This window comes from Paracoccus sp. 08, from assembly GCF_024105395.1.
Classification (GTDB): Bacteria; Pseudomonadota; Alphaproteobacteria; order Rhodobacterales; family Rhodobacteraceae; genus Paracoccus; species Paracoccus marcusii.
This window is the reverse complement of record NZ_WEKR01000071.1, coordinates 37441-62840: the sequence shown is the minus strand read 5'-3', so window position 1 is coordinate 62840 and position 25400 is coordinate 37441. Positions and strand designations below refer to the sequence as shown.

The following is a 25400-nucleotide window of genomic DNA, read 5'->3' as shown; positions in this document are numbered from 1 at the left end:
GCACCGGCGCGGACCGTGTCGAACCCCGCCCCGCCGCGGATCAAATCGTCGCCCGCCCCCGCCAGGATGATGTCCGCGCCATCGTCGCCATAAAGGCTGTCGCGCCCGGCCCCCGCGGTCAGGTGATCGTCCCCTGTCCCGCCCGCCATCGCATTGTCGCCCTGCAGGTCGGTCAGCACGTCGTTCCCGGCATCGCCGAACAGCCGGTCCGCACCGACATCCCCCAGCAGGGTGTCGTTCCCCGCGCCGCCATGCAGGATGTCGTTGCCCCATCCGCCCGACAGCCGATCGTGGCCGCCCATGCCGCGCAGGACGTTGCCGGCAGCGTTGCCATGGACCGCATCATTGCCCGATCCTGCGACATAGCCCTCGATCACGGTGTTCTGGGCGATCTGCAGATTGCCGCGCAGGCCATAGATGTCCGACATGGCCCCGGGACGCAGATCGACCCGCTGCGCCTGTCCGTCGTTGGAGAAGTTCAGAACGTCATGGCCGCCTGCGTCATAGATGGTCATCGCCACGCCGCGCGCGTTCTGGACGGTCTGGTGAGAGCCCCCGTCCTGGGCCGAGAACACGCGCCCCAGCCAGCTGCTGCCCAGCGTATGGCCCACGCCATAGACCGTGTTGCCCGCGGTCAGCGACCCCGCGCCCGCGGCGCCGTACAGGCGCTGGATGGCGATGATGTCGGCGGGCATCAGCGACGCCAGATAGGCGCCGCTGGCGGCGATGTTGGGGTTTTCCTCTTGGCCGAAATAGGACATCACAGAGGCCTGCCAGCTGTCGTTCACGAACCAAGCGTCATCGGCGAAATTGCCGCTGCCGTTATAGGGGCCCTGGTGCCCCAGGCCCAGCGCGTGGCCGATCTCGTGCACGTAGGTCTGATAGGAATAGGTGCCGATGCGCACGCCATCCTGCGAGATCCAGTCCGTGGAGACGTTGATCGACGACCGCAGGATGCGCCCGCCCATGATCGTCGACTGGGCAAAGGCCCCGTCCTGGTTGTCGTCGAAGGTGATGTCGGCATCGCCGCGCCGTTCGACAAAGCGCAGGTTGGCGACCGCCGACCAAGCCTGCATTGCGTCGCGCGCCAGCGCCCGGCCCTGCGGCGTCAGGCCGCTGAAGTCATAGGTGATGATGTTGTCGCGCGACATGTCGAAGGACCGCGCGGACTGTCCGGTATCGGCCCAGAAGCCGTCGGTCAGATAGGTGGCCAGCTCTGCCATCGGGGCGGGCCGGGGCACGGGCGCCTCGGTCACGACCAGCTGATAGCTGCCGGTGCCCGCGGAATAGGCGCCCGCATTCACGTAATAGGTCCCGGTCTGCGTGGGCGCGATGGTGATCAGGCTGTCCAGCCCCGGCCCCCCGTCGTCGTTCACGGCGACCACGCGGCCATCGGGGCCGCGCAGTTCCAACAAGGGGTCCGACAGGCTGATGCCGTTCAGGGCGATTCGATAGGTCGTGCCGGCCTCCAGACGGACGGCCACCCAGTCATTGTCGCCCGAAAATCCGACCGTGCCGTTGAACACGTCCCCCGGCGCCATGCGATAGGGGGTTCCCCGCCCCCCCGGCGCGTCGCCCTGTTCGCGCAGCGTCGCGCTGAGCAGATCGACGGTGGAACCCGCGAACTCCGACCCGGCGCAGGATTTGTCATAGGGACGAAGGTTGGCGCAGATCTGGCACATGCGTGCGGCTCTTTCCTAATCGGGCAACCCGTATCGCAGCAGGTCGCGGGCAAAGCTGGTGAAATCGTCGGGCTGCAGGTCCCGGTCCGTGACGCTGAAATCCATCCGCTGGCCGGGCCGGTCGCCCTGGTCGGTCACGCGGTCCAGCTGTGCGGACAACGCCGTGGGCCCCGTGGCCAGGACACGCAGGCGCATCCCGCCCTTCGGGTCCTGGGCGCGCAGCGCGTCGCACAGGGCATCGGCCTGGGTCATGTCCACGCCTTGGGCCGGGGCGCATTGGACGGTCGGTGCCTCACCGCCTCCGCCGGCATCGACGCGGCAGGCGGCCAGCATCAGCGGCGCGAAAGCAAGACCGAGGGTCAGGATTCGCGCGGACGGACGCATGATGAATTCCTGAAAAAAACGGGCGGCAGTCGCCGCAGACCAATGCATCTTATTATGTTGCACAGGCCACGCCGGTAAAGGGGGATGTGCGTCCGTCAGACGCCCAGATGCCGTTCTGCCACAGCGGAATCGTTCAAAAGCTGCGCATTGTCGCCGGACCAGACGGTGCGGCCCTTCTCGATCACCACATGGCGGTCGGCAAAGCGGGTCAGGGCCGACAGGTTCTTGTCCACGATCAGGATCGCCTCGCCCTGGTCCTTCAGGCGCGTCAGGCAGGACCAGATCTCGTCCCGGATCAGGGGGGCCAGGCCCTCGGTCGCCTCGTCCAGCACGATCAGGCGGGGGTTGGTCATCAGCGCCCGCCCGATGGCCAGCATCTGCTGCTCGCCGCCAGACAGTTCGCTGCCCTTGTGGCCCATGCGTTCGGCCAGGCGCGGGAACAGCGCGAGGACGCGCGACAGGGTCCAGTGTCCGGGGCGCGCGGTGGCGATCAGGTTCTCGCGCACGTCCAGCGTGGGAAAGACCTGCCGCCCCTCGGGGACCAGGCCCAGGCCCGCGCGCGCGATGCGGTGCGGCGCGGCGCGGGTCACGTCGCGCCCGTCGATGCTGACGCGCCCGCCCCGCGCCGCCAGCAGGCCAAAGATCGTGCTGATCGTCGTCGTCTTGCCCATGCCGTTGCGGCCCAGCAGGGTCACCACCTGCCCCTGCCCGACCGACAGGTGGATGTCGTGGAGGACCTGCGCCTCTCCGTAACCGGCCTGCAGCCCCTCGACGACCAGCATCACGCGTCCCCCAGATAGGCGGCGCGCACCGCCGGATCGGCGCGGACCTGATCGGGCGTGCCCGTCGCGATGATCCGGCCATAGACAAGCACGCTGACCCGGTCGGCCAGCGCAAAGACCGCGTCCATGTCATGTTCGATCAGCACCAGCGTCACCTGCCTCTTCAGGCCCGCCATGACCTGGACCAGACGCTCGGCCTCGGCCCCGCTGGTCCCGGCCAGGGGCTCGTCCAGCAGCAGCAGGCGCGGGCGCGTGGCCAGCGCGATTGCCAGTTCCAGCGCACGTTTCTCTCCATGCGACAGGCTGCCGGCGCGGGTGTCGGCGCGGTCGGCCAGACCCACGCGAGACAGCGCGTCCCGCGCCTGTGCGTTCAGGCCGTTGTCCCGTGCGACCGGGGCGAAGAAGCGGAAGCTGCTGCCCGCATGGGCCTGCACGGCGGTGGCCACGTTCTCCAGCACGGTGAAGCCCGGCAGGATCGAGGTGATCTGGAAGCTGCGCGACATGCCTGCCCGGACCCGCGCAGGCATGGGACGACCCATCATCTCGGCCCCTGCAAAGCGGACCGAGCCCGCATCCGACCCCGCCTGCCCCGAGAGCTGCGCGATCAGCGTGGATTTCCCCGCGCCGTTCGGGCCGATGATGGCGTGGAGTTCTCCTTCGGTAACCTCCAGGTCCAGATCGTCGGTGACCTTCAGCGCGCCATAGGACTTGCGCAACGCGCGCACGGAGAGAAGGCTCATTTCCCGCGCCCCCCGGACAATCCCTTGAACAGCCCCGTCAGCCCGTCGCGCGAGAACATCACGACCAGGATCAGGAGCGCGCCGAAGATCAGCCGCCAATGTTCGGTGAAGAGCGCCAGCCATTCCTCCAGCAGCAGCGCCAGCGTGGCCCCGGCGATGGCGCCCAGCAGGTTGCCGATGCCGCCCAGGACGACCATCACCACCAGTTCCCCCGAGCGGTGCCAGTTCATGTAGGAGGGCGAGACGAAGCTGGCCTGATTGGCCAGGATCACCCCGGCGATGGCCGTCATCGCGCCCGAGATCACGAAGGCCGTCAGCTGAAACCGGAAGGGGGTGAAGCCCACCGCCTGCATCCGCAGCGGGTTTTCCCGCGCCCCCGTCAGCACGCGGCCGAACCGCGACCCGGTGATCGCGACACACAGCAGATAGAGCCCCGCCAGCATCGCCAGCGCCGCGTAATAGAGCACCCGGTCGTCGGCCAGCCAGTCCTGCCCCAGCACGGTCGACCGCGCCGTCAGCGTCACCCCGTCGTCGCCGCCATAGGCCGACAGCGAGACGATGAAGAAATAGGCCATCTGCGCGAAGGCTAGCGTGATCATGATGAAATAGATGCCCCGCGTGCGTAGGCTGATCGCCCCGGTGACCAGCGCGAAGGCCGCCCCCGCGACCACCGCCACGCCCAGATGCGCGCCCAGATCGGTGATGCCCGCGCGCGACAGGATCGCCACCGCATAGGCGCCGATGCCCAGATAGGCCGCGTGGCCAAAGCTGACCATGCCCCCATAGCCCAGGATCAGGTCCAGCGCCAAGGCGGCCATGGCGAAGGCCAGGATCCGCGTCGCCACGACGACCAGATAGGGGTCCCCCGTCATCGCCGCGATCAGCGGCAACAGGGCGAAACCGCCGAAGATCGCCCAGGCCGCCACCCGGCGGCGCATCAGCCAGCGGGTCATGGGCGCGCTCCGAAGAGGCCCTGCGGCCGGGCGGCCAGGATCGCGGCCATCAGCACATAGACCAGCATCGGCGCCAGCACCCGTCCGGTCTGGGCGGCGGCGGACGGCTCCATCACCGCGCGCAGGATGATCGGGCCAAAGCTGCGGCCCAACGTGTCGACGATGCCCACCAGCAGCGCCCCCGCAAACGCCCCCTTGACCGAACCGATGCCGCCGATGACGATCACGACAAAGGCAAGGATCAGCACGCTTTCCCCCATCCCCGGATCGACCGACAGGATGGGTGCGACCATCGCCCCCGCAAACCCCGCCAGCATCGCGCCAAAGGCGAAGATCACCGTGAACAGCCGCCCGATATCGACGCCAAGGGCGCCCACCATCGCGCGGTTGCTGGCCCCCGCCCGCAGGCGCATGCCAATGCGGGTGCGCGTGATGACCAGCCACAGCCCCACCGCGACCGCCAGCCCCGCCGCGATCACCACCAGCCGGAACACCGGATAGCGCAGCGCGCCCACCAGCGGCACCGACCCTGACAGCACATCGGGCGGCAGGATCGACAGCGGCGACTGGCCCCAGATGATCTTGACCAGTTCCGTCACCACCATGACCAGCCCGAAGGTCGCCAGCACCTGATCCAGATGCGGGCGGTCATAGAGCCTGCGAAAGATCAGCGCCTCCAGCACCAGCCCGATGGCCAGCGTCGCGGGCAGCGTCAGCAGAAGGCCCAGCCCGTAGCTGCCGGTCATGCCCGCGAACATCACCACCAGATAGGCGCCGACCATGTAGATCACGCCATGGGCCAGGTTCACGAAATCCATGATCCCGAAGACCAGGGTCAGCCCGGCGGCAATCAGGAACAGCAGGACCCCCAGCTGCACCCCGTTCAGCAGCTGCAGCAGGAACAGGCTGGTCATCGGCTCAGTTCATCTGGCAGTTGGCGGCGTAATTGTCCTGATAGTCGTCGAAGATCTTCTCGACGACCGAGGTGGCGAACTTGCCGTCCTCGCGCTGCACCACCGTGGTCAGGTAGAAGTCCTGGATCGGGAAGTGGTTGGGACCAAAGCTGAAATCGCCGCGGACCGAGGTGAAGGGCGCCCCCTCCAGCGCCGCGATCAGCGCGTCGCGGTCCGTGCCGCCCGCCTCGCGCAGCGCGCCGTCGATCAGGCGGGCCGCGTCATAGCCCTGCATGGCATAGACGCCCGGCACATGGCCGTATTTCGCCTCATAGGCCGCGACGAACGCGGCGTTCTCGGGCGTGTCCAGATCGGGTGCCCAGTTCGATCCGGCAAAAAAGCCCAAGGCCGCCTCGGCCTGCGCGGGCAGCGTCGCCTCGTCCACGGTGAAGGCCGACAGGAAGGGGATGCCCTCCAGCCCCGCCTGGCGATACTGGCGCACCAGGTTCACGCCCATGCCGCCCGGCATGAAGGCGAAGACCGCATCGGGCTGCATCGCGGCGATCTGGGCCAGTTCGGCGGAATAGTCCAGCTGGCCCATCTGGGTGAAGATTTCGCCCGCGACGCCGCCGGTATAGCTTTTCTTGAAGCCCGCCAGCGCGTCCTGCCCGGCCTGATAGTTCGGGGCCAGCAGGAAGACGTTCTGGAACCCCTGCGCCTGCGCATGGGCGCCCATCACCTCGTGCATCTGGTCGTTCTGATAGGACGTCGCGAAGAAGGCCTTGTTGCATTCCGCCCCGGCCAGGTTCGACGGGCCGGCATTCGGGCTGATCAGGATGCCGCCGCCCTGCGTCACCGGCTGCAGGATGGCGCCCGCGACGTTGGAGAAGATCGGCCCGACCACGATGTCCGCGCCGTTCCGCTCGACCAGTTCGCGGGCCTTGTTAGCGGCGACGTCGGGCTTCTGTTCGTCATCGACCACGATGATCTCGGTGGGGATGCCGCCCAGATCGCCGATCTCCTCGGCGGCCAGCAGGAAGCCGTCGCGCGCCATCTCTCCCAGCACGGCGCCGGGGCCGGACAGGGTCAGCAGCACGCCCACGGTCAGCGTGTCGTCCTGCGCCAGGGCCGGGGCGGCCAGGGCGGTCGTTGCGGCAAGCGCCGCGATCAGCGAACGGGTCTGGGTCATGGTGCGGTCTTTCCTTGTTGGCGGGGACCGCGTTGGTCGCGGCCCGGTTCGGATGCCTTGACACCAGAACGCAACAGGCGGGCGCGACCTGTCAAGAAATTATTTCAGGCTTAAAACATTTGGCCAAGAAAAAGGGGCCGCGCCACGCGTGACCCCGATCCCCTGACCCTGCGGCGATCAGAAGCCGAAGGAGAACCGACGCGTCACGCCAAGGCGCAGCGAGGGCTGGTATTCTTCCTGGACGACCGGCGAATCGCCGGCGTCGCCGATCAGCTTGCCGTAACGCACCTCGCCTAGGACGGCGGTGGTGTCGTTGATGGCATAGCGCGCCTCGAAGGTGATCGCGGCCTCGTTCAGACCGCCGCCGGGGGCGCTGGCGGGCAGGCCGCTGGTCACGCTTTCGGCGGGCGTCACGCCGAAATAGGTGTTGTTGAAATCGTCATTGCCATAGACGACCTCGGCCCCGGACCACAGGGTCACGCGGTCGCTCAGCTCGGTGCGGTACTTCGCGCCGACCTCTCCGGTGATGCCCTCATGGCCCTCGAACCCGCGGCGCACGCTGCCATAGGCCGTCACCGGCCCCGCGCCATAGCTGACCCGCAGGCCCAGCTCATAGGCGCGGTCGATGTCGTCCAGCCCCGTCAGGGCCGCGTCGTCGCTGCTTTCACGCTTGCCCACGGTGCCAAAGGACGGCGCGATCGAGAATCCCTGCGCAGGGGCCGTACCGACCGGACCGAAGCCCGCATCGCGCCAGATGATCCACGGCGCGACCTCGGCATCCTCGGCACCGGGATAGGTCGGGCGCAGCGCCGCACCGACGCCGAGATCGACCGAGAACGTGCGCCCCCCGGTTGCCCCGAAATCCTGCGCATGGGCGGGAACGGCGAACAGGACGGCAAGGGCCAAGGCATATTTCATGGGGGCGATTCCGCGCAAAAAGGGCTTTCCGGGTATCTATGGCCGTGCCCCGCAAGGCACAACCTGTCCGCGTCTCATCCTGGGCCATGCGCCGCATTTTCGCAACAGCGCGATGATCACCCCGCCGTCAGCCCTTTTCGGCCGCGTCCAGCTTTTCCAGCGCGGCCATCCACAGCTCCTCGGCAAAGGCCAGGGCGCGCACGGCCTCGGCCCGCTTCTTGCCCCATTTCTCGGCCTCGTAGGGATCGTTGTAGAGGCCCGGATCAGCCAGCTTGACGTCCAGCTTGCCCATCATCTCGGTCAGCTTCTGGACCCGCTCCTCGGACTTGCGCACGTCCGACCGCAGGGCCAGCACCGCATCGCGGTTCGGCTTTTTCGGGGCGGCAGACTTTGGCGCCTCGGGGGTCTTCTCGCCGGACTTCTCGGCGGGCGCGTCGCCCGACAGCAGGAACTTGCGGTAATCATCCAGATCGCCCTCGTAGGGGGCGACGGCGCCGTCCTTGACCAGCCACAGCCGGTCCGCGACCAGTCCCAGCAGGTGCATGTCGTGACTGACCAGCACGACCGCGCCGGTGTAATCGTTCAGCGCCTCGGACAGGGCCTCGCGGCTTTCGATGTCCAGGTGGTTGGTCGGTTCGTCCAGGATCAGCAGATGCGGTGCGTCGATCGTGGCCAGCAGCAGCGACAGGCGCGCCTTCTGGCCGCCGGACAGGGCGCGGACCTTTGTCTCGACCTGCGCCTCCATCAGGCCGAAACCGGCCAAACGGGCCCGCTGGCGCGCCTGCGCCTCGTTCGGGCGCACGGCGCGGATGTGGTCAAGCGGCGTGTCGTCCAGCGACAGCTCGTCGACCTGGTGCTGGGCGAAATAGCCGACGCGCAGCTTGTTCGACTGCACCACCTTGCCAGCCATCGGCGTCAGGCGCCCGGCCAGCAGCTTGGACAGCGTCGACTTGCCCTGGCCGTTGCGGCCCAGCAGCGCGATGCGGTCGTCCTGATCGATGCGCAGCCCCAGGCGCGACAGCACGGTGCGGTCGCCATAGCCGACATTGACCCCTTCCATCGCGACGATGGGGGGCGACAGCTCCTCGGGCTGAGGAAAGCTGAAGCGGAAGAACTTGGCTTCTTCGGGGGCGGTGATCGGCTCCATCTTGGCCAGCGCCTTGACGCGGGCCTGGGCCTGCCGTGCCTTGCTGGCCTTGGCACCAAAGCGGTCGACGAAGCTTTGCAGATGGGCGCGGCGCTCTGACTGCTTCTTGGCCTCGGCGGCCTGCAATGCGCGCTTTTCGGCGCGGATGCGGGTGAAGCTGTCATAGCCGCCGGTATACAGCGTCAGCTTCTTGTCCTCGACATGCAGGATATGGCCGACGGCGCGGTTCAGCAGGCCGCGGTCGTGGCTGATGATGATGACCGTGTGCGGATAGCGGGCCAGATAGGTCTCCAGCCACAGCGCGCCTTCCAGGTCCAGATAGTTGGTCGGTTCGTCCAGAAGCAGCAGGTCGGGCTGCGCGAACAGCACCCCCGCCAGCGCCACGCGCATCCGCCAGCCGCCGCTGAAGTCGCTGGTCGGTCGCTGCTGGTCTGTGGTGTCGAAGCCCAGCCCGTCCAGGATCGTCGCGGCGCGGGCCTCGGCCGACCAGGCGTCGATGTCGGTCAGGCGGGTCTGGATGTCCGCGATGCGGTGCGCGTCCGTCGCGGTCAGCGATTCCGCCATCAGTGCGGTGCGTTCCTGGTCTGCCTCCAGGACGGTCTCCAGCACGGACAGCGCGGTCGCGGCCGATTCCTGGGCCACGCCGCCGATGCGGGCGCGCGTCGGCAGGCTGATGGCGCCGCCGTCCAGGCCCAGTTCGCCGCGGATCAGCTTGAACAGCGTCGTCTTGCCCGCGCCGTTCGGACCCACAAGGCCGACCTTGTGCCCTTCGGGCACGGATGCCGAGGCGCCGGCGAACAGCGGGCGGCCCTGGATGGAATAGGAGATGTCATCGATGTGCAGCATCCGCGCGGCATGGCCCATCGGGGGCGGGTCGTCAATGGGGCGGGCAAGGCAGGCTGCAGGATTGTCATCAGTAATGTTATAATATAACTAACCTGACCAGCCACAGCACCGAGGACCTGCCATGACCCACGATCCCCGCCTGCCCGTCACCGTCCTGTCCGGCTTTCTGGGCGCCGGCAAGACGACCCTGCTGAACGCCGTCCTGAACAATCGCGACGGGCTGCGCGTCGCCGTCATCGTCAACGACATGTCCGAGGTGAACATCGACGCCGACCTGATCCGCGCCGAGGGCGGCATGTCGCAGACCCAGGAGACTCTGGTCGAGATGTCGAACGGCTGCATCTGCTGCACCCTGCGCGAGGACCTGCTGCTGGAGGTGCGCCGTCTGGCCCAGGCGGGGCGGTTCGACTATCTGCTGATCGAATCGACCGGGATCAGCGAGCCGCTGCCCGTCGCCACCACCTTCGAGTTCGCAGATGACAGCGGCGCCAGCCTGTCCGACGTGGCGCGGCTGGACACGATGGTGACGGTGGTCGATGCGGTGAACCTGACGGCCGACTTCTCCAGCCACGATTTCCTGTCCGACCGCGGAGAGGTAATGGGCGACGCCGATGCGCGCACGCTGGTCGATCTGCTGACCGACCAGATGGAATTCGCCGACGTGATCGTGCTGAACAAATGCAGCGATGCCGGTCCCGCCCGCGTGGATGCCGCGCGCGAGATCATCCGCGCGCTGAACGCCGACGCGCGCATCATCGAGACGGATCACAGCCACGTCGCGCCCCGCGACATCCTGAACACCGGCCTGTTTGATTTCGACCGCGCCCATACCCATCCGATGTGGGCCAAGGAGCTGTACGGCCATGCCGACCACACCCCCGAGACCGAGGAATACGGCGTCGCCAGCTTCGTCTATCGCGCCCGCCAGCCGTTCGAGCCGCGCAAGATCCACGAGCTGCTGAACGGCCCCCTGCCCGGCGTGATCCGCGCCAAGGGGCATTTCTGGGTCGCCACGCGGCCCGACTGGGTGGCCGAGTTCTCGCTTGCGGGGGCGCTGTCCTCGGTCCGGCCCCTGGGGCAGTGGTGGGCCTCGGTCCCACGCGACCGCTGGCCGACCCACCCCGAGGGGCGCGCCTATCTGGACGCGCATTGGTCCGACCCCTTCGGCGACCGGCGGCAGGAGCTGGTCTTCATCGGCACCGGCATGGACGAGGACCGCATCCGCGCCCGCCTGGACGCCTGCCTTCTGGGCGAGGAATGGGGCGACAACCCGGCGGGCTGGACCGCCCTGCCCGACCCCTTCCCCGCCTGGCGCCGCGCGACGGAGGTCGCGGCATGAACCAGCGCGTCGCCCTGCGCCCGACCCCCGGCGTCGCGGTCGCGCTGTGGCAGCGGACCACCGATCCTGCATGGCAGGCCTGGCTGGATGCATTGCCGCCGGACCGGTTGCCGCGTCTGCGCCAGACCCTGCGCCCGCAGGACGCCGCGACGGCCCTGCGCCATGCCTGCGACGCGGCCGCGCTGGCGGATTGCGATCACCGCAGGGCGCTGATCGACCAGATCGCCGCGCTGGCGCAGCACGCGGCGCGTTCCCTGGGCGCGTTGATGGTCACCCTGCGGGTCGAGGTCACGGATGGCCAGTCCTGTCCGAAATGGCATCTGGATGCAGTGCGCGCACGGCTGCTTTGCACGCTGCGCGGGGCGGGCACGCAGTTCGGTCCCGTGAGTGGTCCGGCCCAGGTCGACCGCATCCAGCAGATGCCCACGGGCACCGCCGCACTGTTCCGCGGCCGGACCTGGGGGGCCCAGCCGACGGGCATCCTGCACCGGTCGCCGCCCGCCATCCCCGGCCAGACGCAGCTGCTGGTGGTGGTCGATCCGGTGGAGGAGGCCGCATCGTGCTGATGCGCCGCTGTGCCAACCTGGGCCGGACCGCGCAGCGCCAGCGGCGGCGCACGCGCGACCCCATGGCGGCCTTCGACGCGCTGCCTGCGCCGTTGCGCGCCTGGCTGAGCCGCGCCGCACTGCCCTGGTCGCCCGCCTCCTGCTTGCGCATCTGGCAGCGACAGCGGGCGCGGGGGGCCACGATCGACCAGATCCTGGCCACCCTGGACCGGGCCGAGGCGCGGGCGCTGGCCCGCGAGGTTCCCGCCGAACGGGCCGCTTGACGCGGAGTCATCCTGTCGCCGCCCGCGCGCCGGCACTGGCAACGGCGGGGGGCAATGCCTAGGTCAGCTGCAACGAACAGGACCGAAAGGATATCTTATGCGCAGCGTCACCCATGACCGCTTCGGCGAACCCGCCGACGTGCTGCAGTCGACAGACACCGACCGTCCCGCCCCACAGGATGGCGAGCTGCTGGTCCGCGTGCTTCTGTCGCCCATCCACAATCACGACCTGTGGACCATCCGCGGCAATTACGGCGTGCGTCCCGACCTGCCCGCCACCGCCGGCAGCGAGGCCGTGGGCATCGTCGAGGAGACCGGCCCCGGCGTCGACCCCGCCCTGAAGGGCCGCCGCGTCGCCGTCGCGGGCCTCAAGGGGTCCTGGGCCGAATACGCCGTGGCGCAGGCCGCCGGCGCCATCCCCGTCCCCGACGAGATGCCCGACGCGGCCGCGGCCCAGCTGATCGCCATGCCCTTCAGCGCCATCACGCTGCTGGAATTCCTGCACGTATCGCGCGGTGACTGGGTAATCCAGACCGCCGCCAACGGCGCGGTGGGCAAGATCATGGCCGTGCTGGCGCAGTCGCGCGGCGTGCGCCTGCTGAACCTGGTCCGCCGCCCCGAAGCGGTCGAGGAACTGACCGCGATGGGCATGACCGACGTCATCTCGACCAGCGACCCGGACTGGGTGGCCAAGGCCCGCGCGATCATCGGCAAGGACGGCGCCCGCGCGGCGGTCGATTCCGTGGGCGGCGCGGTCGCGGCCGGGCTGGTCGACCTGCTGGGCACCGAGGGGCTGCTGGTCACCTTCGTTTCGACCACCGGAGAGGACCTGCAGCTGCCTGCCGGGCCGATCATCTTCAAGCATCTGTCCGTCAAGGGCTTCTGGGGTGCCAAGGTGATGCCCGCCACTCCGGCAGAGGATCGCCAGCGCATGTTCGGCGAACTGATCGGGCTGGTCATGGACGGCAAGCTGGACCTGACCGCGGGCGGCACCTTCGGACTGGACGAACCGACCCAAGCCGTCACCGCCGCCCTGACGCCAGGCCGCACCGGCAAGGTGATGTTCCGGCCCTAGCCGAGGGGGTGACCCGTTGCCGGGTCAGCCCGCCCCCGTCTCGCGCAGGTAATGGCGCACCGCATCGGCGACATGCCGGAACCGGTCCCCGCCCAGATGCTTGCCGCCGTACCAGCGCGTGACGATGATCACATGATCCTGCAGGCCGGCGCGTTCCAGCATCTGCAGGATCAGCTGCCCTGCGCCGCTTTCCCCATCATCGTCCTTGACGCCCTCTCCGCCCAGGATGGCGGCCCAGCTGTGATGGGTGGCCTGTCGGAACCGCTTGACCCGCGTCAGTTCGGCCAGCATCGCGGCCACCGCCGCCCGATCGGCGGCATGCCCGCCCGACACCGCATAGCGCGACCCCCGGTCGCTGATGATCTTGTCGAACACCTGCATCAGCGCCGCCGCACATACAGCTCCAGCCGGTGATGGACGATGTCATATCCCATCTCGGCGGCGATCTCGGCCTGAAGGCGCTCGATCCGTTCGTTGGTGAACTCCATGACCTCGCCGCTGTCCACGTCGATCATGTGGTCGTGGTGGCGCTGGTCGGCGGCCTCCCAGCGGGCGGGTTCGCCCTGGAACTCCAGCTTCTCGATCACGCCCTGCGCCTGCAGCGTCGTCAGCGTGCGATAGACCGTGGCCAGCGACACCCCCGCCCCGACGGTGACCGCGCGGGCATGCAGCTCGGCCGCGTCGGGGTGGTCGTCGGCCGCGGCGATCACCTGCAGCAGCGCCGCGCGCTGGCGCGTGACGCGGACCCCCGCATCCCGCAACGCCTGCTCCAACCTGTCCGCACGTCGTCTGGTCATCCGCGCATTCTGCCGCAGTCGGGGTCCAGTTGCAACTGGTTCTCAACTGTTGACAGTTGCGAACCGTTCGCAGATAACGGGGGCATTGGAGGATGCGATGTATCGATTCCTGACGCCGTTCCTGTTCCTGATCCCGACCCATGCGACCGCCGACCAGCTGCAGGTCGCCACCAGCTTCACCATCATCGCCGACATGGCCCGCAACGTGGGCGGCCACCTGGCCGAGGTCCGTTCGATCACCCCGCCGGGGGCGGAGATCCACGACTATCAACCCAGCCCGCGCGACATCATCGGCATCGCCGATGCCGATCTGATCCTGGTCAACGGCCTGAACCTGGACGGATGGGCCCAGCAATACCTGGACCGTGCGGGCGACGTGCCCATCGTCACGGTGACGCAGGGCATCGACCCCCTGCCGATCCGCAGCGGCGATTACGAAGGCAAGCCGAACCCCCATGCGTGGATGGCGCTGGATTCGGCGCGGATCTATGTCGACAACATCGCCGCCGCGATGGCCCAGGCCGACCCCGACAATGCCGCCGCCTACGCCGCGAATGCGGACGACTACAAGCAGCAGATCGCCGATGTCGTGGGCCCGCTGCGCGACGCCGCCCGCGCCCTGCCCCAGGATCGTCGCTATCTGGTCACCTCCGAAGGCGCCTTTAGCTATCTGGCCCGCGATTTCGGCCTGACCGAGATGTATCTCTGGCCCATCAACGCCGAGGGCCAAGGCACGCCCCAGCAGGTCCGTGGCCTGATCGACGCCATGCGTGACACCGGCGCGCCGGTGATCTTCTCGGAAAGCACCATCTCGGATCGTCCGGCGCGCAGCATCGCAGCGGAAACCGGGGCGGACTATGGCGGCGTCCTCTATGTGGACAGCCTGTCGGACACGGACGGGCCCGTGCCCACCTATCTGGACTTGCTGCGGGTCACGTCGCAGACCATCGTGGACGCGCTGGCCGATGGCTGACCCTCAAACCCAGCGCGACCCCCTGGGCATCGAGGTCGGCGACCTGACGGTTGCCTATCGCAACGGCCACCGCGCCCTGGCGCAAGCCAGCTTCACCGTGCCACAGGGCTCGGTCACCGCGCTGGTCGGCGTGAACGGCGCGGGAAAATCGACGCTGTTCAAGGCGCTGATGGACCTGCTGCCCCATGCCACGGGTCAGGTGCGCATCCTGGGCCTGACCGTGCGCCAGGCCCTGTCGCGCAACCTGGTCGCCTATGTCCCACAGGCGGAGGAGGTCGACTGGACCTTCCCCGTGCTGGTGCGCGACGTGGTGATGATGGGCCGCTACGGCCATATGGGCTTCCTGCGCCGCGCCCGCCCTGCAGACCGACAGGCGGTGACCGACGCACTGGCCCGCGTCGGACTGACCGATTACGCCACCCGCCAGATCGGCGAACTGTCGGGCGGCCAGAAGAAGCGCGTCTTCCTGGCCCGCGCGCTGGCGCAGGAGGCGCGGGTGATCCTGCTGGACGAACCCTTCACCGGCGTCGACGTGCAGACCGAACAGACGATCATCACGCTTCTGCGCCAGATGCGCGACGAAGGCCGGGTGATGCTGGTCTCGACCCATGATCTGGGCTCGGTCCCTGAATATTGCGACCGCGTTGTGCTGGTCAAAGGCACGGTGCTGGCCTTCGGCCCGACCGAGACGACCTTCACACCCACCAACCTGCGCCAGGCCTTTGGTGGCACGCTGCGCCATTTCATGCTGGGCGGCACCGACCTGCATGCCGACGCGGACGCGCGCAACGTGGACGTCTTCACCGACGACGAACGCCCGCTGATCTTCTACGACGACCGTCACCGGACGGGGGGCGGCGCATGAGCATTTCTCCTTTGCCCCAATACCCTGCGGGGGTGCGGGGGTGCAAAACCCCCGCGCGCGACGCCCGATGATCGATCTGGCCCTAACGCCCTTTACCTATGGCTACATGGCGACCGCGATCTGGGTCTCCGCCCTGGTCGGGGGCGTCTGTGCGTTCCTGTCGGCCTACCTGATGCTCAAGGGGTGGAGCCTGATCGGCGACGCGCTGTCCCATTCCATCGTGCCGGGCGTGGCGGGGGCCTACATGCTGGGCCTGCCCTTCGCGCTTGGGGCGTTCCTGTCGGGTGGACTTGCGGCGCTGACCATGCTGTTCCTGAACACCCGCACGGGGCTCAAACAGGACGCGATCATCGGCCTGATCTTCACAGGCTTCTTCGGCATCGGGCTGTTCATGGTGTCACTGAACCCGGTCGCGGTGGACCTGCAGGCGATCACCATGGGCAACATCCTGGCCATCGCGCCGGGCGACGTGATCCAGCTGGTGCTGATCTCGGGCGTCTCGCTGGCGATCCTGCTGATGAAATGGCGCGACCTGATGGTGGTCTTCTTCGACGAAACGCATGCCCGCACCATCGGCCTGCACCCGAACCGCATGAAGGCGCTGTTCTTCACCCTGCTGGCCGCCTCGACGGTGGCGGCGATGCAGACCGTCGGCGCCTTCCTGGTCATCGCCCTGGTGGTGACGCCGGGGGCCACGGCCTATCTGCTGACCGACCGCTTTCCGCGGCTGATCGTGATCTCGGTCGTGATCGGCACGACGACCTCGGCCATCGGCGCCTATGCCAGCTTCTTCCTGGACGGGGCCACGGGCGGCATCATCGTGACGCTGCAGACGCTGATCTTCCTGGCAGCCTTCACCTTCGCCCCCACCCACGGGCTGCGCGCCACGCGCCGCCGCGCCCGCGATGCCGTGCGGACGCAGCCATGAATGCGCTGATCCTGCCCTTCACCTTTCCCGTCATGGCGGACGCGGCGCTGATCGCGGTGATCGTGGCCATCCCGGCGGCGCTGCTGTCCTGCTTTCTGGTCCTCAAGGGCTGGGCGCTGATGGGCGACGGGATCAGCCACGCGGTCCTGCCGGGCATCGTGCTGGCCTATGCCCTGGGCCTGCCGCTGCTGGTCGGAGCCTTCGCGGCGGGCATGGTCTGCGCGCTGTCCTCGGGCTGGCTGGACGCCAACAGCCGCATCAAGTCCGACACCGCGCTTGGCGTGGTCATGGCGGGCATGTTCGCCGTCGGCCTGATCCTGTTCACGGTCTTTCCGCCCGGGGTGCATCTGGACCATATCCTGTTCGGTAACATTCTCGGCATCGGGCCGGGCGATTTCGCCCAGGCCCTGCCCATCGCCGCCGTGGTGACGCTGGCGCTGCTGCTCAAATGGCGGGACTTTGCGCTCTTGGCCTTCGATCCGGTGCAGGCGCGGGTGTCGGGGCTGCGGGTGGGCTGGCTGCACTACGGGATGCTGGCGATGATCGCGGCCTCGGTCGTGGCGATGCTGTCGGCGGTGGGGATCATCCTGGCCGTGGGCCTGCTGATCGCGCCCGGCGCCATCGCCTTCCTGCTGACCCGCCGCCTGACGGTGATGATGGCGCTGGCGACCGCCATCGCGGTGGCCAGCGCGCTGGCGGGCATCTGGGCCAGCTTCTGGCTGGACAGCGCGCCCGCCCCCACGATCATCGTGATCCTGACCGCGGTCTTCGTTCTGGCCTTCGCCTGGCGGCAGATGGCGCCCCGCGCGTGAACGGCGGCGCCTGACCCCTTTCCCGCCCCGCGCGGACATGCCAGCATGGTTGCGCCATCAGGAGGATCCCCCATGCTGCCGCCCCGCACCGACTTTCCCGCAGGTTTCACCTTCGGCGCCGCCACCTCGGCCTATCAGATCGAGGGCACGGCCGGCGCGGGCCCGTCGCATTGGGACACCTTCGCCGCCACGCCCGGCAACATCATGGATGACAGCGACGGCAGCCGCGCCTGCGATCACCTGCGGCTGTGGCCGCAGGACCTGGACCTGATCCGCGACGCAGGCTTTGACGGCTACCGCTTTTCGACCTCCTGGGCGCGGGTGATGCCGGACGGGGTGACGGTGAACCCCGATGGTCTGGATTTCTACGACAAGCTGGTCGACGGCATGCTGGAACGCGGCCTGAAGCCCTTCCTGACCTATCACCACTGGGATCTGCCCGCAGCGCTGTCGTCGCAGGGCGGCTGGCAGAACCGCGACATCGCGCAGCGTTTCGCGGACCTGTGCACCACGATCAACGCCCGCATCGGCGACCGCGTGGCATCGGCCGCCACCCTGAACGAGCCGTGGTGCATCGCCTGGCTGTCGCATTTCCTCGGCCACCACGCCCCCGGCCTGCGTGACATCCGTGCCGCCAGCCGGGCCATGCACTATGTCCTGCTGGCCCATGGCACCGCGATGCAGGCGCTGCGGGCGGATGGCGCCACGAACCTGGGCATCGTGCTGAACTTCGAGACCAGCCACCCCGCCGACACCACCGCCGAGGCGGAACAGGCGGCAGAGACGCAGGACGCGATCTATAACCAGTGGTTCATCCGCGCGCTGATGGGCCAGGGATACCCGGACGCCGCGCTGGCCGGGATCGGTCCGCATCTGCCCGACCGCTGGCAGGATGACATGGACCTGATCGCGCAGCCGCTGGACTGGCTGGGGGTCAACTACTACACCCGGCGACTGTACACCCGGAACGACGGGCTGTGGCCCCACGCCTCCGAGGTGCCGGGCCCCCTGCCCAAGACCCAGATGGACTGGGAGATCCGCCCCGAGGGCCTGACCGAATTCCTGACCCGCCTGGCACGCGACCACACCGGCAACCTGCCGCTGTATGTCACCGAGAACGGCATGGCCTCCGAGGTGCCGACCGACGATCAGGCCCGCATCCGGTTCATCGGCGATCACCTGCGCGCGACCAAGGCGGCGATGGATCAGGGCGTGGACGTGCGCGGGTTCTTCTACTGGTCGCTGCTGGACAATTACGAATGGGGCTGGGGATACGGCCCGCGCTTCGGCCTGGTCCATGTGGACTATGACACGATGGTGCGGACCCCCAAGGCCAGCTGGCACGCGTTCCGCGAAATGCTGACCTAACGCGCCAGGATCATCCCCGCCGCCTTGTCCGCGATCATTGTGACCGGTGCATGGGTGTTGCCCGACACGATCGCGGGCATCACCCCGGCATCGGCGATGCGCAGGCCCGACAGCCCGTGCACGCGCAGCTGCGCATCGACCACGGCCATGGGGTCCGACCCCATCCGCGTCGTGCCGACCGGGTGGAAGATGGTCGTGCCGACCTCTCCCGCCGCCTGCGCCAGATCGGCATCGCTTTGCAGATGCGCGCCCGGCTTGTGTTCCTCGGGTGCGAATTCGGCCATGCGGGCGGTCGCCATCAGGCGGCGCGCATGGCGCAGGCTGTCGATGGCCACCTGTCGGTCGCCCTCGGTCGTCAGATAGCGCGGCGCGATGGCGGGCGCCGTCCGGGGATCGGGCACGGTGATGTGCACGGACCCCGTGCTTTCGGGCCGCAGATTGCAGACCGACACCGTCAGCCCCGAAAAATCGTCCAGCGGGTCGCCGAACTTGCCCAGGGACAACGGCTGCACATGATATTCGATGTTGGGCGTGTCGAACGCATCGGACGATTTCGCGAATATCCCCAGCTGGCTGGGCGCCATCGCCATCGGCCCCGTCCGGCGCAGCGCGTATTCCAGCGCGATGCCGGCCTTGCCCCAGATCGTCCGCGCCCGGTCGTTCAGCGTCCGCGCGCCGCGGATGCGGAACACGGTGCGCAGCTGCAGGTGATCCTGCAGGTTCTCGCCCACCCCCGGCAGGGCATGGACGGGCGCGATGCCCAAGGCCGCCAGGCGGTCCGGCTGACCGATGCCCGACAGTTCCAGCAACGCGGGCGAATTGACTGCGCCCGCGGCCAGGATCACCTCGCCCCGCGCGCGCGCCAGCCGGCGCTGGCCGTGCTGGTCGAACAGGACGCCCGTGACGCGGCGTCCGTCCATCTGCAAGCGCAGGACCTGGGCATCCGTCTCGATCCGCAGGTTAGGGCGGCCGCGGGCGGGGTTCAGGAAGGCCTTCCTTGCGTTCCAGCGGATGCCCTTGCGCTGCGTGACCGGAAAATAGCCGACACCCAGGTTGTCGCCCCGGTTGAAGTCCGGGTTGGCGGGCAGGCCCAGCTCCTGCGCGGCCTGGGCCACCGCGTCTAGGATCGGCCAGCGCAGCCGCTGCTGTTCGACCCGCAATTCGCCCTGGTCGCCGTGGATGTCGCAGGCCGGTTCGTAATGACGCTCTGTCGCGCGGAAATGCGGCAGCACGTCGGACCAGGACCAGCCCGCGTTGCCCATCTGCCGCCAGCGGTCGTAATCGGCCGCCTGCCCGCGCATGTAGATCATGCCGTTGATCGACGAACACCCGCCCAGGACGCGCCCGCGCGGATAGTTCAGGCGGCGCCCGTTCAGACCGGGTTCCGGTTCTGTCTGATAGCACCAGTCCAGCGTCGGGTTGCCCATCGCATAGAGATAGCCCACCGGCACATGCACCCAGAAGCGGTTGTCATGCCCCCCCGCCTCCAGCAGCAGGACCCGGTTCGCGGGATCGGCCGACAGCCGGTTCGCCAGCACGCACCCGCCCGAGCCCGCGCCCACGATGATATAGTCGTAATCCCCGAAATCCTGCATGCCGATCCTCCGTCCCGGTGGCGACGCTAGTGGCACGGCCGCGCGGGGACAAGCGGTCGCGGTTGCGGGCGGGGGCCGGGCACGGTATCTGCTGGGGGCCTTGGGTGCCACGGGAAGGACCGTCATGATCGTCATTGCAGCCGTCATCATCGGTGCCATCCTGGGCTGGCGCCGCGCCGGCCAGCTGGGCGGCACGCGCGCCGACCGCATCCAGTATGCCGTGGCATTCGCGCTTGGCCTGGCCATGATCGGCGTCGTCGCCACTATCATCGTTCATCGGATGAGCTGATGTTCCTGCCCTTTCTGGACAATCTGCGCAGGCACGGGGTTCCCGTCTCGCTGCGGGAATGGCTGGATCTGATGGAGGGCATGGGCGCTGGCCTGGACGGCATGACGGTCGAGGGGTTCCACGGCCTGGCCCGGCTGGTGCTGGTCAAGGACGAACGCCATATCGACCGCTTCGACCGCGCGTTCTCGGACACGTTCTCGGGGCTTGAGCAGGTCGATGTCGGCGACCTGCTGGACCCCCGCGCCCTGCCCGAGGGGTGGCTGGAGAAGCTGGCCGAAAAGCTGCTGTCGGACGACGAAAAGGCGCAGGTCCAGGGCCTGGGCAGCCTGCAGGCGCTGATGGATACGCTGCGCAAGCGGCTGGCCGAACAGCAGGGGCGCCATCAGGGCGGCAACAAGTGGGTCGGCACCGCGGGCACCTCGCCCTTCGGTGCCTATGGCTACAACCCCGAAGGCGTGCGCATCGGCCAGGACGGCAGCCGCCACCGCCGCGCCGTCAAGGTCTGGGACAAGCGCGAGTTCCGCGATTTCGACGACACGGCCGAACTGGGCACCCGCAACATCAAGGTCGCGCTGAAGCGGTTGCGCCAATGGGCCCGCCACGGCGCCGCGGACGAGCTGGACCTGCCCGGCACGATCCGCGCCACCGCTGACCACGGCTATATCGACGTGCAGACGCGGCCCGAACGGCGCAACGCGGTCAAGGTGCTGCTGTTCCTGGACGTGGGCGGCAGCATGGATGACCATATCCGCGTCGTGGACGAGCTGTTCAGCGCTGCCCGCGCCGAATTCAAGCACATGCAGCATTTCTATTTCCACAACTGCCTGTACGAAGGCGTCTGGACCGACAACCGCCGCCGGTGGGACGCGCAGACGCCCACCTGGGACGTGCTGCACCGCTATGGCCGCGACTACAAATGCATCGTGGTGGGCGACGCGTCGATGTCGCCCTACGAGATCGCGGTGCCGGGCGGGGCCAACGAACACTGGAATCCCGAATCCGGGCAGGTCTGGCTGCAGCGCCTTGCCGGGGCCTGGCCCGACCATGTCTGGCTGAACCCCGTCCCCGAGGCGCATTGGGGATACACCCAGTCCATCAGCATGGTGCAGCAGGTCTTTCCCGACCGGATGCTGCCCCTGACGCTGGACGGGCTGACGCGCGCCATGCGGGTGCTGGGATGATCGCCCAGCTGACGGCCCTGCTGCCGGTCTGGGGGCCGTGGCTGGTGGGGGCGATGGCGTTCCTGTCCTGCATGATGGTCCCGGTGCCGACCTCGGCGGTGCTGGTGGCGGCGGGGGCGCTGACAGGGACCGGGCACCTGGACCTGGGGCTGATCGGCGCGGGCGCGGTGCTGGGGGCCAGCGCGGGCGACGCGGCGGCGTTCCTGCTGGCGCGCCGGATGCGGCCGTGGCTGATGCGCGGCAGGCGGGGGGCGATCCTGGCGCGGGCGCAGGCGCTGATCGCCCGGCGCGGCGCGGGAGCGGTGTTCCTGTCGCGCTGGCTGGTCACGCCGCTTGGTCCGGCCACCAATTACGTCGCCGGGGCCGCGGGGGTGTCGCTGGCGCGGTTCATGGCCGCCTCGGTCCCCGGAGAGGCGATCTGGGCCACGCTGCATCTGGGCGCGGGGCATCTGGCCGGGCGCGGCTTTCGCGGGGACGAGGCCGCGGCGCTCAAGGCACTTGCGGCGGCCGCGGTGCTGGCTGCGGCAATCTGGGCGGGGCGCAGGCTCTGGCATCGGCGGTCCGGCGCCGCCATATAAGGGCCATGATGCGTTACCTGCCCTTCATCCTGCTGGCGCTGTACCTGGTCGCGATGTGGTTCTTTTCCGCATGGCGCCTGCGGCAGGAGCTGAATCAGAAGGCCACGCCCCTGACCCATCCGCGCCTGACGCCCATGCTGGACCGGCTTGGCCGCGCGATGGACCTGCCCCCGATCCGCGCCCATGTCTATGAGATCGAGCCGGTGAACGGCCTTGCCGCCCCCGACGGGCGCATCTTCCTGACCCGCGGCTTTCTGCGCAAGCTGGACGCCGAAGAGGTCACGCCCGAGGAACTGGCCAGCGTCATCGCGCACGAACTGGGCCATGTCAGCCTGGGCCATTCGCGCCGCCGGATGATCGATTTCGCAGGCCAGAACGCGATCCGCATGGCGCTGGCCGGGGTTCTGGGGCGCATCCTGCCGGGCATCGGCGCCTGGATCGCCAACCTGATCGCGACCGCCGTCGCCGCCCGCCTGTCGCGCCAGGACGAGTTCGAGGCCGACCGTTTCGCCAGCGCCCTGATGATCAAGGCGGGCCTTGGCACCGCCCCGCAGAAATCGCTGTTCCGCAAGCTGGACCGCCTGACCGGCAGCGGTGGCGCAGGCGCCCCCGCATGGTTCCTGTCCCACCCCCCCGCCGCCCGCCGCATCGCCGCGATCGAGGCGCACGAGGCACGCTGGCGCGGCTGACCGGGTCTTGCCGCGGCGGCATTTCCACCTAAGGTGGTGCCGGACAGTCAAGGGCCCCCATGACCGCNCCGTTCCGCCGCCACGTCCTGTACCTGCCGGGTTTCGACCCCATCCCGCCGCGCCGCTATCGCGAGCTGTATCGGCGCGAGGCCGCGGATCAGGCGCGGATTTCGGGCCACCGGCTGCGTATCACCAAGGCGCAGGCGCAGGGCTTTGCCTGGGCCGTCCACGGCCGGGTCGAGGGTCGCGACACCACCACCGTGATCGAGGTCGCGCTGTGGTCCGACATCGTTCAGGCCTCGATGCGGCAGGGCATCGCGGGGACGTTCGCACAGCTGGCGCGGACGTCCTGGACCTATATCGCGACGGGCACCCTGTCGCGGCTGATGCGGTTGCGGCGCGGGCCGGTCATCGCGGCGCTTTATCCCATCGCGGTGCTGCTGGCACAGTTGGTGCTGGCTTTGCTGGCTGGGGGGCTGGCGGCGTGGCTGGTCGGCGGCTGGCCGGGCCTGCCCGTCGGGGTGACGGTGGCCTGGGGCGTGCTGGTCCTGGGGCGGCGGCTGGATCACCGGCTGTTCGCCTATTACCTGATGCACGATTACGCCTTCACCGCGCGCCATCGCGGCGCCTATCCCCCCGCGCTGGAGGACCGGCTGGCCCAGTTCCGCGCCCGCCTGACGGCGATCCTGGACGACGGACCGGACGAGGTGCTGGTCGTCGGCCATTCCTCGGGCGCCTATCTGGCGGTGTCGCTGATGGCCGATCTGCTGCGCGAACGTGCCGACCCCGGCCCGGCGCTGTCGCTGCTGACGCTTGGGCATGTGGTGCCGATGGCGGCGTTCCTGCCCGATGCCGGGCGGCTGCGCGACGACCTGGGCTGGCTGGCGCGCAGCGACCGGCTGTTCTGGCTGGACGTGACGGCACCGGGCGATGCCTGCTGTTTCGCGCTGTGCGATCCGGTGGCGGTCTGCGGACAGGCCGGCCCGGACCAGCGCTGGCCGCTGGTGATTTCGGCGGCGTTCACGCACACGCTGTCGCCGGACCGGCAGGCCGCGTTGAGGAACCGATGGTTCAAGCTGCATTTCCAGTATCTGTGCGCCTTTGATCGGCCGGGCGATTACGACTATTTCGCGATCACCGCCGGGCCGCGGACGCTGGCGCAGCGGTTCGCCGGGCGCAAGCCGTCGCCGGGGCGGATCACCCGGCCCGTGGGCGCGCGGTGACGCCCCGGCCCCGGGGAGCGGAGGGGCGCGGCACCCTGCGCGGGCTGATCCGCGGGTTCAGGCGCGACTTGCTGGGCGCGCTGCCGGAACGCCTGTACGGCGCGTGGATGGCGGAATTCCGCAGTCCGGTGATCCACAGCTTCTTCTGCAACGACCCGGCGCTGATCCGGCTGATCCTGCAGGATCGGCCGGGCGATTTCCCGAAATCGAACCGCATGCGCGAGGGTCTGGTGCCGCTGTTGGGCAACGGCGTCTTCATCGCGAACGGCGCGGATTGGGCGCGCCAGCGGCGCATCATCGACCCGGCCTTTGACGGCGGCCGCCTGCGCGACAGCTTTCCCGCCGTTTTGGCCGCCGCACGCGCGGCCAGCCAGCGGCTAGCGCCGGGGGTGCAGGACATCGAGCCGCAGGCCGCCCATGCCGCCGCCGACGTGATCTTTCGTACGCTGTTCTCGATGCCCGTCGAACACCGCATTGCGTTCGACGTGTTCGAGGCGTTCCGCGACCATCAGGCCGCTCAACCGTTGGTGAACCTGGCGGCCCTGCTGCCCCTGCCCGCCTGGATGCCGAGGCCCCATTCGCGCCGCACCCGCGTCACGGCCACGCGCATTCGCGGGCTGATCGGCGATCTGGTGCGCGAGCGTCGCGGGGCCATCGCAGCGGGCACGGCGCCCGACGATCTGGCCACGCGGATCATGACAACCCCAGACCCCGACACCGGCACGCCGTTTTCCGAAGCCGAGATGATCGACCAGGTCGCGGTCATGTTCCTGGCCGGGCACGAGACCAGCGCCTCGGTCCTGGCCTGGGCGCTGTGGTTGCTGGCGGCTCATCCTGACTGGCAGGACCGCGTGGCCGCAGAGGCCACGACCCTGGACGACTTCGCCAGCGTCGGCGGGTTGCGCGTCACCCGCGCCGTGTTCCGCGAGGCGCTGCGCCTGTATCCGGCCGTCGCGATGTTCGTGCGCGAGGCCACCGCCCCCGAGACGTTCCGAGACCGTCCCGTGCCGCGCGGGGCGCAGCTGGTCATCTCTCCGTGGCATCTGCACCGGCACAATCGGCTGTGGGACCGGCCCGACGATTTCGACCCCTCCCGGTGGGACACGCCGGAGGGCAAGGCCAGCGCCCGCGCGGCCTTCCTGCCGTTCTCGGCCGGGCCGCGTGCCTGCCCCGGCGCGGGGCTGGCGATGATCGAGGGGGTGGTGATGCTGGCCGCGATCACCGCGCGGTGGCGGCTGGAGGTGACCGACCGCCAGCCGATGCCCATCGCCCGGCTGACGATCCGGGCGCGCGACGGGATCTGGGTCAGGCTGACGCCGCGCTAA

Annotated in this window: 27 protein-coding genes; 15 read left to right on the top strand and 12 right to left on the bottom strand. The window is 69.0% G+C overall.

Features of this window, described 5'->3' with window-relative positions; all coding sequences use genetic code 11:
• The 9 genes from GBO37_RS18670 to GBO37_RS18630 all read right to left on the bottom strand — a co-directional run.
• Positions 1-1682: M10 family metallopeptidase C-terminal domain-containing protein (locus tag GBO37_RS18670; protein WP_252930418.1), on the bottom strand; the 1682-nt coding region annotated here is incomplete at its 3' end.
• Between the two features lie 15 nt (positions 1683-1697).
• Positions 1698-2066, bottom strand: coding sequence for a hypothetical protein (locus GBO37_RS18665; RefSeq protein WP_252930417.1), 369 nt, complete (start codon positions 2064-2066; stop codon positions 1698-1700).
• Between the two features lie 95 nt (positions 2067-2161).
• A complete protein-coding gene (locus tag GBO37_RS18660) occupies positions 2162-2848 on the bottom strand; it encodes an ABC transporter ATP-binding protein (RefSeq protein WP_252930416.1) in 687 nt (228 codons plus the stop codon).
• Positions 2848-3588, bottom strand: coding sequence for an ABC transporter ATP-binding protein (locus GBO37_RS18655; protein ID WP_252930415.1), 741 nt, complete (start codon positions 3586-3588; stop codon positions 2848-2850). Before GBO37_RS18655 ends, GBO37_RS18660 begins: the two co-directional genes overlap by 1 nt.
• Positions 3585-4541, bottom strand: coding sequence for a branched-chain amino acid ABC transporter permease (locus GBO37_RS18650; RefSeq protein WP_252930414.1), 957 nt, complete (start codon positions 4539-4541; stop codon positions 3585-3587). The genes GBO37_RS18655 and GBO37_RS18650 overlap by 4 nt, the downstream gene beginning before the upstream one ends.
• The gene (locus GBO37_RS18645) at positions 4538-5455 is read right to left on the bottom strand and encodes a branched-chain amino acid ABC transporter permease (RefSeq protein WP_252930413.1); all 918 of its coding nucleotides are present in this window, start codon (positions 5453-5455) and stop codon (positions 4538-4540) included. Before GBO37_RS18645 ends, GBO37_RS18650 begins: the two co-directional genes overlap by 4 nt.
• Positions 5456-5459: 4 nt before the next feature.
• Positions 5460-6623, bottom strand: coding sequence for an ABC transporter substrate-binding protein (locus GBO37_RS18640; RefSeq protein ID WP_252930412.1), 1164 nt, complete (start codon positions 6621-6623; stop codon positions 5460-5462).
• 177 nt (positions 6624-6800) lie between these two features.
• The gene (locus tag GBO37_RS18635; protein ID WP_252930411.1) at positions 6801-7541 is read right to left on the bottom strand and encodes a MipA/OmpV family protein; all 741 of its coding nucleotides are present in this window, start codon (positions 7539-7541) and stop codon (positions 6801-6803) included.
• Positions 7542-7668: 127 nt separating this feature from the next.
• Positions 7669-9534, bottom strand: a complete 1866-nt coding sequence (locus GBO37_RS18630) for an ABC-F family ATP-binding cassette domain-containing protein (protein WP_252930410.1) — start codon at positions 9532-9534, stop codon at positions 7669-7671.
• Between the two features lie 121 nt (positions 9535-9655).
• Between GBO37_RS18630 and GBO37_RS18625 the strand changes: the two genes are divergently transcribed.
• The 4 genes from GBO37_RS18625 to GBO37_RS18610 all read left to right on the top strand — a co-directional run bounded on the left by GBO37_RS18625 (position 9656) and on the right by GBO37_RS18610 (position 12777).
• The gene (locus GBO37_RS18625; protein WP_252930409.1) at positions 9656-10873 is read left to right on the top strand and encodes a GTP-binding protein; all 1218 of its coding nucleotides are present in this window, start codon (positions 9656-9658) and stop codon (positions 10871-10873) included.
• Positions 10870-11439, top strand: coding sequence for a DUF1826 domain-containing protein (locus GBO37_RS18620; RefSeq protein WP_252930408.1), 570 nt, complete (start codon positions 10870-10872; stop codon positions 11437-11439). The genes GBO37_RS18625 and GBO37_RS18620 overlap by 4 nt, the downstream gene beginning before the upstream one ends.
• Positions 11439-11702 (top strand): DUF6525 family protein, encoded by a 264-nt coding sequence (locus tag GBO37_RS18615; protein WP_139598908.1) that lies wholly within the window; start codon positions 11439-11441, stop codon positions 11700-11702. The genes GBO37_RS18620 and GBO37_RS18615 overlap by 1 nt, the downstream gene beginning before the upstream one ends.
• 97 nt (positions 11703-11799) lie before the next feature.
• Positions 11800-12777, top strand: a complete 978-nt coding sequence (locus GBO37_RS18610) for a zinc-binding dehydrogenase (RefSeq protein WP_252930407.1) — start codon at positions 11800-11802, stop codon at positions 12775-12777.
• A gap of 24 nt (positions 12778-12801) precedes the next feature.
• Here the strand turns inward: GBO37_RS18610 and GBO37_RS18605 are convergent, their stop codons facing one another.
• Together GBO37_RS18605 and GBO37_RS18600 are read right to left on the bottom strand one after the other, a co-directional pair.
• The gene (locus GBO37_RS18605; protein WP_252930406.1) at positions 12802-13158 is read right to left on the bottom strand and encodes a YigZ family protein; all 357 of its coding nucleotides are present in this window, start codon (positions 13156-13158) and stop codon (positions 12802-12804) included.
• Positions 13158-13574, bottom strand: a complete 417-nt coding sequence (locus tag GBO37_RS18600; protein WP_252930405.1) for a Fur family transcriptional regulator — start codon at positions 13572-13574, stop codon at positions 13158-13160. The genes GBO37_RS18605 and GBO37_RS18600 overlap by 1 nt, the downstream gene beginning before the upstream one ends.
• A gap of 97 nt (positions 13575-13671) precedes the next feature.
• Here GBO37_RS18600 and GBO37_RS18595 point away from each other — a divergent pair, with 97 nt between their 5' ends.
• From GBO37_RS18595 to GBO37_RS18575, 5 genes are all read left to right on the top strand, one after another.
• The gene (locus tag GBO37_RS18595) at positions 13672-14547 is read left to right on the top strand and encodes a metal ABC transporter solute-binding protein, Zn/Mn family (protein WP_252930404.1); all 876 of its coding nucleotides are present in this window, start codon (positions 13672-13674) and stop codon (positions 14545-14547) included.
• Positions 14540-15412, top strand: a complete 873-nt coding sequence (locus tag GBO37_RS18590) for a manganese/iron ABC transporter ATP-binding protein (RefSeq protein ID WP_252930403.1) — start codon at positions 14540-14542, stop codon at positions 15410-15412. Before GBO37_RS18595 ends, GBO37_RS18590 begins: the two co-directional genes overlap by 8 nt.
• A 67-nt stretch (positions 15413-15479) precedes the next feature.
• Positions 15480-16340, top strand: a complete 861-nt coding sequence (locus tag GBO37_RS18585) for a metal ABC transporter permease (RefSeq protein WP_127897993.1) — start codon at positions 15480-15482, stop codon at positions 16338-16340.
• Positions 16337-17152, top strand: a complete 816-nt coding sequence (locus GBO37_RS18580) for a metal ABC transporter permease (RefSeq protein WP_252930402.1) — start codon at positions 16337-16339, stop codon at positions 17150-17152. Before GBO37_RS18585 ends, GBO37_RS18580 begins: the two co-directional genes overlap by 4 nt.
• A 72-nt stretch (positions 17153-17224) precedes the next feature.
• A complete protein-coding gene (locus tag GBO37_RS18575) occupies positions 17225-18520 on the top strand; it encodes a GH1 family beta-glucosidase (protein ID WP_252930401.1) in 1296 nt (431 codons plus the stop codon).
• Here GBO37_RS18575 and GBO37_RS18570 read toward each other — a convergent pair.
• Complete coding sequence (locus GBO37_RS18570; protein WP_252930400.1) at positions 18517-20115, bottom strand: GMC family oxidoreductase; 1599 nt, start codon at positions 20113-20115, stop codon at positions 18517-18519. The two genes, GBO37_RS18575 and GBO37_RS18570, sit on opposite strands and share 4 nt — an antisense overlap.
• 124 nt (positions 20116-20239) lie before the next feature.
• Between GBO37_RS18570 and GBO37_RS18565 the strand changes: the two genes are divergently transcribed.
• The 6 genes from GBO37_RS18565 (at position 20240) to GBO37_RS18540 (ending at position 25400) form a co-directional block, all read left to right on the top strand.
• Positions 20240-20404 carry a hypothetical protein gene (locus tag GBO37_RS18565; RefSeq protein ID WP_164871398.1) on the top strand — a complete coding sequence of 55 codons (165 nt, stop codon included), beginning with the start codon at positions 20240-20242 and terminating at the stop codon, positions 20402-20404.
• Positions 20404-21585 carry a VWA domain-containing protein gene (locus GBO37_RS18560; protein ID WP_252930399.1) on the top strand — a complete coding sequence of 394 codons (1182 nt, stop codon included), beginning with the start codon at positions 20404-20406 and terminating at the stop codon, positions 21583-21585. Before GBO37_RS18565 ends, GBO37_RS18560 begins: the two co-directional genes overlap by 1 nt.
• Complete coding sequence (locus GBO37_RS18555) at positions 21582-22163, top strand: DedA family protein (RefSeq protein WP_252930398.1); 582 nt, start codon at positions 21582-21584, stop codon at positions 22161-22163. Before GBO37_RS18560 ends, GBO37_RS18555 begins: the two co-directional genes overlap by 4 nt.
• Before the next feature lie 5 nt (positions 22164-22168).
• Complete coding sequence (locus GBO37_RS18550; protein WP_045981511.1) at positions 22169-22852, top strand: M48 family metallopeptidase; 684 nt, start codon at positions 22169-22171, stop codon at positions 22850-22852.
• A gap of 59 nt (positions 22853-22911) precedes the next feature.
• Positions 22912-24075 (top strand): hypothetical protein, encoded by a 1164-nt coding sequence (locus tag GBO37_RS18545; protein WP_252930397.1) that lies wholly within the window; start codon positions 22912-22914, stop codon positions 24073-24075.
• A complete protein-coding gene (locus tag GBO37_RS18540; RefSeq protein ID WP_252930396.1) occupies positions 24072-25400 on the top strand; it encodes a cytochrome P450 in 1329 nt (442 codons plus the stop codon). Before GBO37_RS18545 ends, GBO37_RS18540 begins: the two co-directional genes overlap by 4 nt.

Excerpts from the sequence above, each read along its gene's own strand:
- GBO37_RS18590 (WP_252930403.1), top strand. The coding sequence starts at position 14,540 with ATGGCTGACCCTCAAACCCAGCGCGACCCCCTGGGCATCGAGGTCGGC.
- GBO37_RS18555 (WP_252930398.1), top strand. The coding sequence starts at position 21,582 with ATGATCGCCCAGCTGACGGCCCTGCTGCCGGTCTGGGGGCCGTGGCTG.
- GBO37_RS18625 (WP_252930409.1), top strand. The coding sequence starts at position 9,656 with ATGACCCACGATCCCCGCCTGCCCGTCACCGTCCTGTCCGGCTTTCTG.
- GBO37_RS18635 (WP_252930411.1), bottom strand. The coding sequence starts at position 7,541 with ATGAAATATGCCTTGGCCCTTGCCGTCCTGTTCGCCGTTCCCGCCCAT.
- GBO37_RS18605 (WP_252930406.1), bottom strand. The coding sequence starts at position 13,158 with ATGCAGGTGTTCGACAAGATCATCAGCGACCGGGGGTCGCGCTATGCG.
- GBO37_RS18570 (WP_252930400.1), bottom strand. The coding sequence starts at position 20,115 with ATGCAGGATTTCGGGGATTACGACTATATCATCGTGGGCGCGGGCTCG.
- GBO37_RS18550 (WP_045981511.1), top strand. The coding sequence starts at position 22,169 with ATGATGCGTTACCTGCCCTTCATCCTGCTGGCGCTGTACCTGGTCGCG.
- GBO37_RS18620 (WP_252930408.1), top strand. The coding sequence starts at position 10,870 with ATGAACCAGCGCGTCGCCCTGCGCCCGACCCCCGGCGTCGCGGTCGCG.
- GBO37_RS18645 (WP_252930413.1), bottom strand. The coding sequence starts at position 5,455 with ATGACCAGCCTGTTCCTGCTGCAGCTGCTGAACGGGGTGCAGCTGGGG.
- GBO37_RS18650 (WP_252930414.1), bottom strand. The coding sequence starts at position 4,541 with ATGACCCGCTGGCTGATGCGCCGCCGGGTGGCGGCCTGGGCGATCTTC.
- GBO37_RS18585 (WP_127897993.1), top strand. The coding sequence starts at position 15,480 with ATGATCGATCTGGCCCTAACGCCCTTTACCTATGGCTACATGGCGACC.
- GBO37_RS18610 (WP_252930407.1), top strand. The coding sequence starts at position 11,800 with ATGCGCAGCGTCACCCATGACCGCTTCGGCGAACCCGCCGACGTGCTG.
- GBO37_RS18630 (WP_252930410.1), bottom strand. The coding sequence starts at position 9,534 with ATGCTGCACATCGATGACATCTCCTATTCCATCCAGGGCCGCCCGCTG.
- GBO37_RS18640 (WP_252930412.1), bottom strand. The coding sequence starts at position 6,623 with ATGACCCAGACCCGTTCGCTGATCGCGGCGCTTGCCGCAACGACCGCC.
- GBO37_RS18600 (WP_252930405.1), bottom strand. The coding sequence starts at position 13,574 with ATGACCAGACGACGTGCGGACAGGTTGGAGCAGGCGTTGCGGGATGCG.
- GBO37_RS18615 (WP_139598908.1), top strand. The coding sequence starts at position 11,439 with ATGCGCCGCTGTGCCAACCTGGGCCGGACCGCGCAGCGCCAGCGGCGG.
- GBO37_RS18595 (WP_252930404.1), top strand. The coding sequence starts at position 13,672 with ATGTATCGATTCCTGACGCCGTTCCTGTTCCTGATCCCGACCCATGCG.
- GBO37_RS18665 (WP_252930417.1), bottom strand. The coding sequence starts at position 2,066 with ATGCGTCCGTCCGCGCGAATCCTGACCCTCGGTCTTGCTTTCGCGCCG.
- GBO37_RS18560 (WP_252930399.1), top strand. The coding sequence starts at position 20,404 with ATGTTCCTGCCCTTTCTGGACAATCTGCGCAGGCACGGGGTTCCCGTC.
- GBO37_RS18575 (WP_252930401.1), top strand. The coding sequence starts at position 17,225 with ATGCTGCCGCCCCGCACCGACTTTCCCGCAGGTTTCACCTTCGGCGCC.
- GBO37_RS18655 (WP_252930415.1), bottom strand. The coding sequence starts at position 3,588 with ATGAGCCTTCTCTCCGTGCGCGCGTTGCGCAAGTCCTATGGCGCGCTG.
- GBO37_RS18660 (WP_252930416.1), bottom strand. The coding sequence starts at position 2,848 with ATGCTGGTCGTCGAGGGGCTGCAGGCCGGTTACGGAGAGGCGCAGGTC.
- GBO37_RS18565 (WP_164871398.1), top strand. The coding sequence starts at position 20,240 with ATGATCGTCATTGCAGCCGTCATCATCGGTGCCATCCTGGGCTGGCGC.
- GBO37_RS18580 (WP_252930402.1), top strand. The coding sequence starts at position 16,337 with ATGAATGCGCTGATCCTGCCCTTCACCTTTCCCGTCATGGCGGACGCG.